General features: G+C 62.8%; 10 protein-coding genes and 1 pseudogene. 2 read left to right on the top strand and 9 right to left on the bottom strand.

Going from position 1 to position 12,739, the window contains the following annotated elements:
* The first annotated feature begins 178 nt into the window (after window positions 1–178).
* Window positions 179–1,681 (top strand): MFS transporter, encoded by a 1,503-nt coding sequence (locus tag G3574_RS08370; protein ID WP_328804766.1) that lies wholly within the window; start codon window positions 179–181, stop codon window positions 1,679–1,681.
* A 117-nt stretch (window positions 1,682–1,798) separates the two neighbouring features.
* Here the strand turns inward: G3574_RS08370 and G3574_RS08375 are convergent, their stop codons facing one another.
* Window positions 1,799–4,699: an insulinase family protein gene (locus G3574_RS08375; RefSeq protein WP_163961961.1), complete on the bottom strand. Its 2,901-nt coding sequence runs from the start codon at window positions 4,697–4,699 to the stop codon at window positions 1,799–1,801.
* Between the two features lie 198 nt (window positions 4,700–4,897).
* Here G3574_RS08375 and G3574_RS08380 point away from each other — a divergent pair, with 198 nt between their 5' ends.
* Entirely contained in the window at window positions 4,898–5,752 is an 855-nt protein-coding gene (locus tag G3574_RS08380) for an NAD(P)-dependent oxidoreductase (RefSeq protein ID WP_163961963.1), read from the top strand.
* A 34-nt stretch (window positions 5,753–5,786) separates the two neighbouring features.
* On the opposite strand, the gene dinB is transcribed toward G3574_RS08380, so the two are convergent.
* The 8 genes and pseudogenes from dinB to G3574_RS08420 all read right to left on the bottom strand — a co-directional run.
* Window positions 5,787–6,941 (bottom strand): DNA polymerase IV, encoded by a 1,155-nt coding sequence (gene dinB / locus G3574_RS08385; RefSeq protein WP_163961978.1) that lies wholly within the window; start codon window positions 6,939–6,941, stop codon window positions 5,787–5,789.
* Window positions 6,942–7,154: 213 nt separating this feature from the next.
* On the bottom strand, window positions 7,155–7,682 hold the full coding sequence (locus G3574_RS08390) for an NUDIX hydrolase (protein WP_163961965.1): 528 nt from the start codon (window positions 7,680–7,682) through the stop codon (window positions 7,155–7,157).
* Window positions 7,683–7,715: 33 nt separating this feature from the next.
* The gene (phaP, locus tag G3574_RS08395) at window positions 7,716–8,414 is read right to left on the bottom strand and encodes a TIGR01841 family phasin (protein ID WP_163961967.1); all 699 of its coding nucleotides are present in this window, start codon (window positions 8,412–8,414) and stop codon (window positions 7,716–7,718) included.
* A gap of 391 nt (window positions 8,415–8,805) precedes the next feature.
* Window positions 8,806–9,273, bottom strand: coding sequence for a cache domain-containing protein (locus G3574_RS08400; protein ID WP_163961969.1), 468 nt, complete (start codon window positions 9,271–9,273; stop codon window positions 8,806–8,808).
* A 119-nt stretch (window positions 9,274–9,392) separates the two neighbouring features.
* Entirely contained in the window at window positions 9,393–9,854 is a 462-nt protein-coding gene (locus G3574_RS08405; protein WP_163961972.1) for a MaoC family dehydratase, read from the bottom strand.
* On the bottom strand, window positions 9,851–10,660 hold the full coding sequence (locus G3574_RS08410; protein ID WP_163961973.1) for an enoyl-CoA hydratase/isomerase family protein: 810 nt from the start codon (window positions 10,658–10,660) through the stop codon (window positions 9,851–9,853). Before G3574_RS08410 ends, G3574_RS08405 begins: the two co-directional genes overlap by 4 nt.
* Window positions 10,657–12,180: a 3-hydroxyacyl-CoA dehydrogenase gene (locus G3574_RS08415; RefSeq protein ID WP_163961976.1), complete on the bottom strand. Its 1,524-nt coding sequence runs from the start codon at window positions 12,178–12,180 to the stop codon at window positions 10,657–10,659. The genes G3574_RS08410 and G3574_RS08415 overlap by 4 nt, the downstream gene beginning before the upstream one ends.
* 73 nt (window positions 12,181–12,253) lie before the next feature.
* Window positions 12,254–12,739 (bottom strand): annotated as a pseudogene (locus tag G3574_RS08420) (benzoyl-CoA oxygenase); the annotation flags it as partial.

Below are 12,739 nucleotides of genomic sequence, written 5' to 3' on the forward strand. Positions count from 1 at the left end.
ACAGCGTCTACACTGTCCGAGCGGCTTGCCGGCCGCTGGTTTTCCGTCGTCAATAGATGTTGTGCAATCATGCCCGAAAGGTGGTTCCATGCCTGGCTCTTCCCCCTTGCCCTGCGCCGAAAACGCGATTCTCGCCGCGCCATGCGCATCACCGTGTGCAGCCCGGCACCGGCCACTGGTGCTGGCCACGACCATCCTGGCCTCAAGCATGGTGTTCGTCGACGGCACGGTGGCCAACGTCGCCCTGCCCGCGCTGCAGGAGTCCTTGGGCGCGAGCGCGCGTGAAGCGCAATGGGTGATCGAATCCTATGCGCTGATGCTGGCCGCGTTGCTGCTTGCAGGAGGCGCGGCAGGAGACCGGTTCGGGCGGCGCAAGGTGTTCATCCTCGGCACGTTGGTGTTCACGCTTTCCTCGCTTGCCTGCGGACTGGCGGCAAGCATGGGGCAACTGGTCGCGGCACGTGCGGTACAAGGCGTAGGTGGCGCCTTGCTGGTGCCTGGCAGCCTCGCAATCATCAGCGCGTCTTTCGAAGAAGAACAACGCGGCAAGGCCATCGGGACCTGGTCGGGATATACCTCGCTCACCGCCGCGATCGGACCGGTGCTTGGCGGCTTCCTCATCGGCCACCTTTCCTGGCGTGCCGCCTTTCTCATCAACCTGCCGCTCGGCGCGGCGGTCCTGTTCCTGGCGTGGCGCTTCGTTCCCGAAAGCCGCGATCCTGCAAGCGGGACGCGTTTCGACTGGGCCGGCGCAGTCCTCGCCAGCCTGTCGCTCGGAAGCCTGGTGTACGCGCTGACCGAGGCGCCGGCGCAAGGCTGGACCAGCGCTGCGGTGCTGGCATCGGCGGCACTGGCGGTGGCGGCGGCCGGACTCTTCGTCGCGCAGGAACGTCGGCATCCCGCGCCGCTGTTGCGCTTCCAGCTTTTCAGGTCGCGCGACTTCAGCGGCGCCAACCTGCTCACCTTGCTGCTGTATGCGGGCCTCGGCGGCGGCTTGTACTTCTTGCCGCTGAACCTGATCCAGGCGCAAGGCTACACCTCGGCCGAGGCCGGCTCGGCGCTGCTGCCTTTCGTCGCCGTCATGTTTTTGCTGTCGCGCTGGAGCGGCGGGATAGCCGACCGGTATGGCGCCAGGCTGCCGCTCGTTGCGGGTCCGCTGATAGCTGCAACAGGATTCTTGCTGTACGCGGTCCCCGGCATCGGAGGCAGCTATTGGCAAACCTACTTCCCGGCAACCGTGGTGTTGGGTCTGGGCATGGCCGTCACCGTGGCACCCTTGACCACGACGGTCATGAACGCCCACGGCGAACAGCTAGCCGGCATGGCGTCGGGCGTCAACAACGCCGTGTCGCGCGTCGGTGCGGTACTGGCGATCGGGGTGCTAGGCCTGGTGATGGGCGCGGGATTCGGCCGCACGCTCGATGCCGGCCTCGCCAGCAATGCGATCCCTGCTCCGCTCTCGCAGGAGGTGCAGGCGCAGCGCGGCAAGATGGGCGCCATCGAGCTGCCGCCGCAAGCCCCGCCGCAAACGCGGGCCGCGATCAAGCAGGTGGTCGCTTCCGCGCTCGTCTCGGGATTCCGGCAAGTCATGTTCGTGTCTGCCGGCATGGCGGTTGTCGGCGCAATGTTCGCCTGGGCGATGATTTCTCCGAAACCTCGTTCGCCTTCCCGGCAACGCTAGCTTGAGGACCTGCGGTACGTCGCCATGATGTCCCGAATCATTCGAACCATCACGTCTGGACCGGCACGAGGCACAGAGGAAGCGCCGCGACCGTTGAGCGGCGCTCCCTGCCGGTATTCATCGCATCGGATTTGCACCCGCGGGCGTGGCTAACAGTTCGACGACGGCCAGGTCGCCCAGGTCTTGCGACGGGTTGCCGACGAAGGCCGCACGGCTCGGAACGCTGTTCGCAAGCCAGGTGTTTGCCACGTTCTTGAGCCCGGCTTCGGTACAACCAAGCACACCCGCGCGGAACGACTCGCGCATGGATTGGGTCACGCCGCGCTCTCGCCGGCGCCAGGCGCTCAATGCCTCTTCAACCGGGCTCTGCGGCTTGTCGAGATCGCCGATGACGCCAATGATGGCTTCCTCGATGTGCTCGCGGTTGAGCGGCGAGTCGATTACCCATTCAATGGCCCTTGCAAAGTCGGCGTAGGTCCCGGCCACACGCGGATCGCGGTACGACAACATGCCGAACAGCCCCGCGCTGAAGTCATAGCGCGCGCGGCCGCCATAGGCGCCTCCCTCTTCGCGCAGCGCCTGGTGCAGCACCTGGTTGGTGAGCAGATTGGCGAGCACGTACAAGGCCGGTGCATCTTCATGTCCCATGCGCGGCACCGCCCAGGTTGCGAAGCAGTGATTGACCTGCGCAGGCGCGGTCAACGCGGAGCTGGCCGGTGGCGGCAGAGGGATTGAAACGCCCGGCTCTGCAGCGGCCGGCGATGTTGCGGGGATCAGTCCATCGATATGCCTTGCCAGCGCCGTGACGTCGCCAGGCAGGCCCAGCGCCAGTATCTGTACCGGCGCGGCCAGCACGCGTTCGTGCAACTGCGCAAGACGCCGGCAGATTGCGTCCAAGCCTTCGTCGGACTCGATTTCCTCGGCCAACCAGCGGTAGAAGCCAATAGCGCCCACGCCGTCGGTCGTGTGCTGGAACTGCCGCGTCAGCGAATAAGGCGCGTCGGCAACCAGGCTTGCATACTGGTTTCCGTCTTCAGCGATGCCTTGCAATAAATCCTGGGCCGCGCTGTCGATCAGGAAAGCAATCCGCTCGCTTTCGTCGAAGCGCGCGTGCCGGATGGACTCGGCAAGCATGCCCGCCATGTCGCCCTGCCCTTCCCGCAGGTTTTCGGCGGAAAAGACGATGCGCTGGCGCAACCGGGGTGTGGTGTCGGTCATCGTGAGCGGCTCGTCGGCGTCGTATTGAACCTTGAACGAAGCGGCCAGCTTCTGCCGCCAGGCGGAAGCCTGGTCGAAAGTCTGTCGACCCACGCCGAGGTCGGGCAGCAAGTCGCCGTACAGGCTCAACCAGGCCCAGTCGTCGGGAGGGAAAGCCGACAGGTCGTAGATGACCCTGACCGAGCTGATGCCGTTGCTTGCCACCGGCAGCGCCAGCACGCGCCCGTCGTCCGGCGGCAACTGGTAGGACGCGGGCGGGAGCGGACTGACGTCTTGCGGTTTGATGCGGGGCAGGATGCTGTTGTCGGAAGGCGTGCGCTGCCGTTGCAGCAACGCCGCGCAATCGCGCTCGATGGCGGCGATCTCTTCAGCGCTCAAGCTGGCCTGGCTGGCAGCCAGCCGCTCCTGCTCGGCCTGATCGCGCAGGGCGAAGTAGTTTGCATCGGGCACGACGGTTGCGGTCAGCCGGCTGGTGGACGCCAGGAGCGCGCGCACTTGCGCCTTGAAGAAGTCCGGATCTTCCAGTTCCTGTTCGATCCGTTGCAGGTAAGGTTCAAGGTCAAGCGCATCGATCGCGTCGCCGCCGACCATTTCCAGCGGCAGCGCATGCAACAGCTTGCGTAGTCCATAAGGCGTGTGGCCACCCTTGATCTGCCGTTGAGAGAAGCGGAAATCGCGCAGCGCCGCTTCCAGCATCTCGCGCGGCACGCCTGTCTCGGCAGCTTCTTCGAGGGCGGACCAGATGCGCTTCCCGGCCGTTTTGGTTTGGGATTGGGTCAAGCCTTCCATGCCCAGGTGGAAAACCATCTGGCGGCTGCCGGGATCAAGACCGTTGAATGCCGATGGACGGCCGTAACCAGCAGACTCCATGGCGCGCATCACCGGCGCCGAGGCATCGCCGATGAGACCGGCGTCGAGAAGATGCATGCGGCAGTATGCGGCGATGTCGATGCGCTCGCCGCAAAGCCAGGCGAACTGGATGCCGTATTCATCCTCGCCGGCCGCGGCGGACGGAACGCGCACCGTTGTTTCCTGGGGCGCGGCAAAGGGCATGGCCAGTTCCGGGCGCATGCGCGGCTCGCGTCCTCCAAGCCTGGACAGCACGCGTTCGGCGATGACTTGCTGCACTTCGCGCGGGTCAACGCGCCCTGCGGTCATGAACACGGCTTGCGACGGATGGTAATGCGACGCATGGAAAGCGCGCAGGTCTTCGAGCGTCAGCGACGGAATGTCAAGCGGATCGCCTCCGGACTCGACGGCATAGGTCGTGTCCCGGAAAAGCACCTCGCTCAATCCCTGGTTCAAGGCACGCATCGGATCGGCGAACGCGCCCTTCATCTCGTTGAAGACCACGCCGCCGTAGCCGAGCTTGCCCTGCTCGAAGGTATGCCGCCAGCCTTCCTGCAGGAAGTCGAGGTAATCCAGCTTCGGGAAGAATGCGGCGTCCAGGTAGATGTCCAGCAGATTGAAGAAGTCGGCCTTGTCGGTGCTGGCAAACGGATAGACGGTCCGGTCCGGATAGGTCATCGCGTTCATGAATGTCGAGACCGACCGGCGCAGCATCGCGAAGAAAGGGTCGCGTACCGGGAAGCGCGCGCTGCCGCATAAAGCGAGATGTTCGAGGATATGGGCGCGGCCGTCGCTGCTGTGGGGCACCGTCGGGAACGCCACGAGGAACGCCATCTCCGCATCGTCGGTCGCGAGGTGAAGATGCCTCGCGCCCGTTTCGGGATGCAGGAATTCGGTCAGCTGCGCTTGCATGACAGTGACTTGGCGGGAGCGCTGCTCGATAAATGCCATATGTATATTCTATTAAATATTAAGTATCGATAGTATTTTACCAGATCGGTCGCCCCGCTTCGATGCAGGACATGCCGAAGGAATGACCACCGGCGCGATAGCGCGGGTTAGTCACCACAATACGTCAAAGCCAAGCGCAATGTGCTGATCCGGGCATGAATTTATACTGGAACTCCCCCATCCAACGAGGAGAAGACAATGGCTCAAATTGCATTTCTTGGCACTGGACTGCTTGGTTCGGCGTTTGCGGAAGCGGCCGCGAAACGTGGCGACGTCGTGACCGCATGGAACCGGTCTGCAAACAAGGTCGAGGCACTCGCCGCTTTCGGCGTCAAGGCGGCGGCCACGCCGGCCGATGCCGTCCGAGACGCGACCCGGGTACACCTCGTCCTGAAGGATGACGCGGTGGTGGAAGAGGTGATCGCCGCAGCCCGTCCCGGCCTGGCGGATGGGGCCGTTGTCATCGACCACAGCACCACCTTGCCAGCACTGACGGTGCAGCGCGCGGCGCGTCTCCACGACGCAGGCGTGAAATACCTTCACTGTCCGGTCTTCATGGCGCCTGCCGCCGCGCGCAATGCGCAAGGCACCATGCTGGTATCCGGCCCCGGGGCGCTCTACGACATCGTCAAGGACGAGCTCGCGAAGATGACGAGGCGCGTCAAATATCTTGGCGAACGCCAGGACCTGGCCGCCGCCAACAAGTTGCTCGGCAATGCCTTGATCATCGGACTGGTGGCTGTCATGGCCGACGTGCTGACGCTCGCGCAGGCGAGTGACATCGGCAGCATGGATGCGATTGCGCTGCTGAAGCTCCTTGACCTGAACGGCATGGTGGATGGAAGGGGGACGAACATGGCAAAAGGCAATTTCACACCGAGCTTCGAGCTGGCGATGGCGCGCAAGGATGTGGCCCTGATGCTTGAGCTGGCCGGAAACCGTCCTCTCGCGGCCTTGCCTGGCGTTCAAGCCAGGATGGATGCGTTGATCGCCAAAGGCCATGGTGCTGACGACGTCTGCATGCTCGGAATCGACACCGTGCGGCGGGACTGAACCGCACGCCGCGCAAACGGAACCCGACCGGGCATCAGGCAAACAAGTCACCTTGAAGGGATGCAGACGGCGCTTCCACGGTGGCGTCGCCACGGGTGAGCGTGGACATCCTTACGCCCAGCAGGCGTATTCGCTTGTCGAGCGTCACCCGCTTCAAGCATTCCGTCGCCGCGCGCCGTATTGCGGCGCTGTCATCGGTCGGCGCGACCAGGGTGATATCCCTGGTCACGGTCTGGAAGTCATGGAAACGAAGCTTGATTCCCACCGTTTTGCCTTTGCACCGCTTGCGCGCAAGGTCTTCGGAAAGCCGGACACAGAGATTGGTGAAGATCTCGCCCAAGGCACCGCGGTCATGCCGCGGGTGAAGGTCTTTTGCAAAGGTGGTTTCGCGGCTGATCGATTTTGGCTCTGAATGCGTGACGACCTCGCTGTGGTCGATGCCGTGTGCGGCATCGAGCAACCACGCGCTGTATGACCGACCGAATTTGTCCTGGAGGGTACCGGCGTCGGCGGCTGCCAGCTCCCCGATCGTGGAGATGCCGAGGGACCTGAGCTTTTCCGCCGCCTTCGGACCGATTCCATTGATTTTGCTCGCGGGAAGCGGCCATATCCGGCTCGGAATGTCCTCGGGCATCAACACCGTCAAGCCATTGGGCTTTTCCAGATCTGAACCGATCTTGGCAAGCAAGCGATTCGGCGCCACGCAGATCGAACAAGACAGCCCGGTGGCATGAAAGACCGCGTCCTTGATGCGTTGCGCAAGCGCGCGCGTTTCCCCCGCTTCGCGGGTCAGGTCGATATAGATTTCATCGATCCCGCGGTCCTGGATATGGGATGCGACCCCGGCGACCGCGGCCTTGAACAGGCGGGAGTAATGGCGGTATTGGTTGAAGTCCGCCGGCAGCAGGATGGCATCGGGCGCGAGCTTGGCGGACTTCATCATCGGCATCGCGGAAAACACCCCGAGCGCCCTTGCCTCGTAAGTTGAGGTGGTGATCACCCCTCGGCCCACGTAATCGCGCAGGCGGGAATAGCGGCGCGTGCCGTCGGGAAGCTCCTCGGGCTGGTATTCGCCACGGCCGCCGACCACGACCGGCTGCCCTCGCAGATCCGGGTATTTCAGCAATTCGACGGACGCAAAGAACGAGTCCATGTCTAGATGGGCAATGCGCCTGGCAGGCATCGACACTGGATCGATAGAGGATGCCTGTTGATCTTTCATCATCTCGCAGAGGTATTACGTTGAAGATTTTCCTTGCCCGCCATTTTGCCTGCGTTCCCGGACCTGCGTGCGATTCAGCAAGTGGTCATGCATCGTTGCTCATGTTATCGGCGCTGGCCCGGTCGCTCTAATTCCAGTCCGCGCCGGAAATTTCGGAAAATGGAGAATGGCTGGGTACCATTACCATTCCAGTGAGAGCAGCCGCCGCGCCATCGGCAACGGGCACAAGGTTTCGATGCTGCCGCGCGACGCCCATCGGAACGAATCCATCTCCGGCGTCGGATCGCCTGTCACGCGATGTGAAAAGTAACTCGTGCAAATCAGGTTGCCCAGGCTGTCCATGCTGTCAGGCGCCTGCGCCTTGTAGAGATACAGCCTCTTGTTCTTGACGTACTCGAAGTCGCCGATCTCTTCGAACATGGCGTCTTCGAATTGAAGGCCAGTCTCTTCGCGCAGTTCGCGCTTCGCGGCTTCGAGCGTGGATTCCCCATATTCTCGCAAGCCCTTTGGAATGTCCCAGTGGTTGGTGCCGGTGACATGGCATAGCAACAGCTGACCGCTTTTGTTCACGATGAGCGTCCCGCATGTCGTCGCGACCTCGGCCTGCAAATAGGTTTTCGCCAATGCTGGCATGCTCACTCCTTCAAAAATTGATGCGACAGGCTCCTCCGCGATAAATACCGCATCGAAAAAAACAACGGGCCGCATCGCGGCCCGTCGAATGGGTATAACGAGAACTGATTATTTGCGGGTACGGCCCGTTGCGGCAGCGACCTGCTCACCAACTTGCGTTGCCTGGTCCACGACCGCTGCGGCGTTTGCCTGCACCGCTTCGGTCGCTTGCTTCGCGACCTTGCTCAGCTGCTCGTAGCCGGCGCTGACGTTGGCGGTGGAAAGTTTGATCATGGAAATGACGTTCTCCGAACCCGCCGGTGCGTTCTTGCCGGCTTCATCGACGAGGGCGACGAACTTGCGGATGATTTCCTCGGCTTGCTCCTGGGTCAGGCGGGCAAATTCAGCCTGCGCGCTGGATGCGATATCGGTCAGGTGGCGGGCATATGCAACGGCCTTGGTTGCATTCGGCTGCGGCAGCGCTGCCAAGAACTGGATTGCTTCCTGCGGCGTCTTGGAAGCGAAAAGCTGGTTCGCGATCACGGTGGACTCTTCGATCGCCGCTTTGGTGGCGTTCATGTTGAGCTCAGCAACCTTGCTCGCGCTGTCCATGGCGGTCGCCGACAGCTTGGACAAGAAGGCTACCTGGGAGTCGATGCCGTTCTTGGCGGCGCTCAAGAATTGCTCGTTGCCGGCGAATGCATTCTTCCCGTTCGCGGCGAACTGTGCCCCTGCGGGGAAGAAATTCTGGAAGGCATTGGCGAACTGATTGTTGGCGGGTTGAAACTTGTTGAAAAAGGATGCGAAAGACTCGTTCGTGGCAAACATGACATTCTCCTAAAGATCGGTGCGTTATGCCCCGGAAACTTCCGGGATTGTGCAGTGCAATAACAGCGATTATAGGCGCATGACCGGCTGCGTCAATGTTTTTATTGTGCAATGCAGCGGGTACGCAGATAAGCTGCTCCACCCTTTTCACTCACGGGGACAACGGTGGCGACGGCCCGACGCGACACACGGAGGCCATCAAGGCACGGTCCGGCGGGCCTGTGCAGGTGAAAATCATGGCGGACACGCATCACGTCCCGCACCGATAGGGGCCGGCGGATGTCGTCGGATTGATCGCCCGCTTCCTTTCCCGATAAACAAAATGTGGCCTGGCAAGCCCAAGGGGGAATGCCAGGCCGGGATAGAAGCGAAGGCTGCGCCTGCTGGGTGGTCACTTATCCTTGAAGATGCCCATGCCGACCATGTAGTCGCCCGTACCCTCCACATAGGAGGACTTCGGCTGCAGCTTCTGATTGGCCGGATTGACCCAGACATAATCCACCCAGCCGGAACCCTTCTTCTGCGCCACCTCGATCAGATCCTTGTTGAACGCCTTGCCGTTGGAGTCCTTCAGCTCCTTCATGCTCTTGCCGTTGAGCTTGGCATTGGCGATGTTGCAGATCATCGTCGCATTCATGTCTTCGACGAAGAGATACAGCTCTGCGGACTGGAATCCCTTGGCGGGGTCGGCAAAATCCTTGCAGGCAGCATCGACGCCCTTGGCCTTGAGGTGGGCGACCGCCTTTTTCACGATGGCGACGACCTCGGCTTCCTTCTGCGAAGGCGCGTCCGCCGCGAATCCGGTCGCGGAAATGAGTGCGAGCGCGGCGGCCGCGAGCGGCATTTGAATGTTTTTCATGCATGTCTCCCTGTTTTAGTAATGTGGTGATGACGAGCCAGGCGCATCATCAGGTTGATGGTCCCTCGTGCTTCCGAGCGGCCAGATTCAGAAAATCCACTTGCCTTGTCTTGCTGCCGCTATTGCGCAAGAACACCGCCCGACGATGCCGCAAGCTTGAACATGCTCGTCGCCTCCAAGTCCAGCACCGTGTCGCCATGCTGGTTGTTCATTACCCATTGCCAGCGCACGATGCCAAGCGCCGGCTGCGACGCGGATCGGCGCGACTCCTGCACCTTGATCTCGAGGACAAGCGTGTCTCCGGGGCGCACGGGCGTAGGCCACTTCACGTAATTCAATCCAGGAGACGCATACGATTCCGAGCCGGCGAGGATGCCGCGCGACACGAGTTGCATGGCGAGCGCGCAGGTATGCCAGCCGCTGGCAATCAGGCCATGAAACGGCCCTTGCGCCGCGGCCGACGGATCCGTATGGAACCATTGGTCGTCGTACTGTCCGGCGAAGCGGATGATCTCCTCTTCCTCGACGCGAACTGGGCCGAGGGTGAACCGCCGGCCTGGCGTGATTTCAGCGAACTTCATGACGCCGACCCGCCAAAACGTGGCGCGCGCTTTTCCTTGATGGCCGCGACGCCTTCGCGGGCGTCGGCCTGCGCGAAATCATTGATCTCCGCAGCAAGCGACGCTTCGAACGCGGGCCAGGCCGCGCGCAGCCAATGGTTGAGCGAGCGCTTCGTTCCGGCGATCGCGGACCGGCTGCCTTGCGCCAGCCTGCGTGCAATCTGCAATGCTTCCTCCTGCAAGTTGTCCGCATCGACCGCCACGCTGACCAGGCCGATGCGCTCGGCCTCTTCGCCGCTCACGGCGCCGCACAGCAGAAGGTAATACTTGGCCTTGGCCATGCCGCACAATAGCGGCCAGATCGCGACCGCATGGTCCCCTGCCGCCACGCCCAGCTTGGTATGGCCGTCAATGAGCTTGGCGTTGCGTGCCGCCACCGAAATGTCAGCCAGCAGCGCCACCGCCAGCCCGGCGCCAACGGCCGCGCCATTGATCGCCGAGATGACCGGCTTCTCGCAATCGATGATGCCGCGCACGATGTCGCGCGCTTCCTGCATGACCCGCTGGCGAGCCGCCTCGGACTGCAGCATGTCTTCCACCATCGCCAGTTCGCCGCCGGTGCAGAAGGCCTTCCCCTCGCTGCGAACCAGGACTGCCCTGACCCGCGGGTCGTTGCTCAATACGGGCCAGACCGCCGCCAGCGCGCGGTGCCCTTGCGCGTCGGTGACCGGCATGCCGCCGGCCGGCTGGAAGACAAGGTGGGCAATTCCCTCGCCATCCAATTCGATGCGGAAATTCTGGGTGTCAACCGGGATAAGTTCGCTCACTTCGGCATCCTTTCTTTCCAATACAGTTGTGCCAATAAAGGACTGGCGCGATACCGTTCACTGCGATATGCCTGGTACAGGTGATCGAGTACCGTCATGCAATATGCGGCGCCAAGCGCCTCCAGCCATTCGAATGGCCCCGCCGGATAATTGGTGCCCAGCTTCATGGCCAGATCCGCGCCTTCCTTGCTGCAGACACCCTGCCAGACCGCGTCAGCGCCTTCGTTGATCAGCATCACGATCGTGCGCGCGAGCAGCAGGCCCGGGATGTCCCGCAGCTCGATGACCGGCAAGCGGCAGGCCGCCAGCGCTTGCGCGATGATGGCGCGCTTTGCCTGTTCGACGCTGTCGGTATAGGCGATGCCGAGCGCCCTTTCCGTGCCTGCCAGCAGCGGAACGTCGATCACGGCGGCGCAGGCGAGCCCGCGTTCGGCGGCCAGGCGCGCGGCACTGCGGCCATCGGTGACATAAAGTTCTACCCCATCGATCACCATGCCCGACCAGTCGGAATCGGCATTGCGGCTGAATTCGCCCTGGCCGGCATCCAGCAGCGATGCCAGGCGATCTGCCAGCGGGCCGTTCCCACGCACTTCGATGGCGACGCCTTGGGAAGGCGCGACCGCTTGCGGCTGGCGACCGGGCGTGCCCTGATAGAAACCTTTTCCCGACTTGCGCCCCAGCCGCCCGCCATCGACGAGCGCTTTCTGGACGAGAGACGGAACGTAGCGCCGATCGCCGTAATTCGCCTCGAAGACCGATACGGTCACGGAGTAATTGATGTCATGTCCGATCAGATCCATCAGCTCGCACGGACCCATACGGAAACCGGCGGCGCGTGCCAGCATGTCGAGCGCCTCCGGGGACGCCGCCTGTTCCTGCAGCAGGGCGAGCGCCTCGGCATAGTAGGGACGCGCAATCCGGTTGACGATGAACCCGGGCGTGGATGCCGCATGGACCGGCGTCTTGCCCCAGCGCCGCGCCAGTTCGAAGATGTCGTCGGCGATGTTTTTTGACGTCTCGGCACCCGACACCACTTCCACGAGCTTCATGATCGGCACCGGGTTGAAGAAGTGCATGCCGACCAAACGCCCGGGGTGCCGCATGCCATTGGCCAGGGCGGTAATCGAGATCGACGAGGTGTTGGAAGCAATGACCGCGCCGGGATCGACATGCGCCTCGAGTTCGCGCAGCAATGCCTGCTTGACCTCCAGCTTTTCGACGATCACTTCGATGACCAGCGCGGCCTGCTTGAATTGCGCAGCGTCGTCGACGACGGAAATGCGTCCCAGCAAGGCCGCGCATGCATCCGCCTTGATCTTGCCCTTGCCAACCAGGGCGGACAAATCGTTCGCGATACGGGATACCGCATCGGCAGCCGCGCCCGGACGGGCATCGAGCAACAGTACCGGATGCCCGGCGGCGGCGGCCACCTGGGCAATGCCGGCACCCATCGTGCCGGCGCCGATTACGCCGATCTGCTGTTCATCAGGCCGGCGTTCCAGGGAAAAAGGAAGATTCATCGTTGCAAAGTGCGAAGACTCGTGTGATGGACGCGGATTCCGCTAGATGGGGAATCCGCGGATCCTGGGTTGATCAGTAGGTCTCCACGTGGAAGCGGCCTTCCTTGACCATGCGCCCGTGCAGTTCGCTCCAGTCGAGCCCCTGCGCGGCGCAGACGTCATGCAGCGCTTCCATTACGCCGGTCTCCATACCCTTCAGGCCGCACAGGTAGAGATAGGTGTCGCCCTTGAGCATGTCCACCACCGCCGTCCCGGCCTCGCGGATCTTGTCCTGCACGTAGGCCTTGGGCTCGCCGGGCACGCGCGAAAACGCGAAATGCTTGTCGATGAACTGGTTGGACAGCTTGAGCAGCGGACCGAAGTAAGGCAGCTCCTCCGAGCGCCGCGCCCCGAAGAACAGCATCAGCTTGCCGCTGCCGGGTTCGCCCTTGTGCTGGGCGCGACGTCGGAACTCGGTCATGGCCCGCATCGGCGCGGAACCCGTGCCGGTGCAGATCATGAGGATGTTCGAGCCGTTGTGGTTGGGCATCAGGTAGTTCGCGCCGAACGGCCCGGTCAC

Source organism: Noviherbaspirillum galbum (assembly GCF_010974945.1).
In the GTDB taxonomy this organism is placed as follows: Bacteria; Pseudomonadota; Gammaproteobacteria; order Burkholderiales; family Burkholderiaceae_D; genus Noviherbaspirillum; species Noviherbaspirillum galbum.

Excerpts from the sequence above, each read along its gene's own strand:
- G3574_RS08375 (WP_163961961.1), bottom strand. The coding sequence starts at position 4,699 with ATGGCATTTATCGAGCAGCGCTCCCGCCAAGTCACTGTCATGCAAGCG.
- G3574_RS08380 (WP_163961963.1), top strand. The coding sequence starts at position 4,898 with ATGGCTCAAATTGCATTTCTTGGCACTGGACTGCTTGGTTCGGCGTTT.
- G3574_RS08390 (WP_163961965.1), bottom strand. The coding sequence starts at position 7,682 with ATGCGGCCCGTTGTTTTTTTCGATGCGGTATTTATCGCGGAGGAGCCT.
- phaP (WP_163961967.1), bottom strand. The coding sequence starts at position 8,414 with ATGTTTGCCACGAACGAGTCTTTCGCATCCTTTTTCAACAAGTTTCAA.
- G3574_RS08400 (WP_163961969.1), bottom strand. The coding sequence starts at position 9,273 with ATGAAAAACATTCAAATGCCGCTCGCGGCCGCCGCGCTCGCACTCATT.
- G3574_RS08405 (WP_163961972.1), bottom strand. The coding sequence starts at position 9,854 with ATGAAGTTCGCTGAAATCACGCCAGGCCGGCGGTTCACCCTCGGCCCA.
- G3574_RS08415 (WP_163961976.1), bottom strand. The coding sequence starts at position 12,180 with ATGAATCTTCCTTTTTCCCTGGAACGCCGGCCTGATGAACAGCAGATC.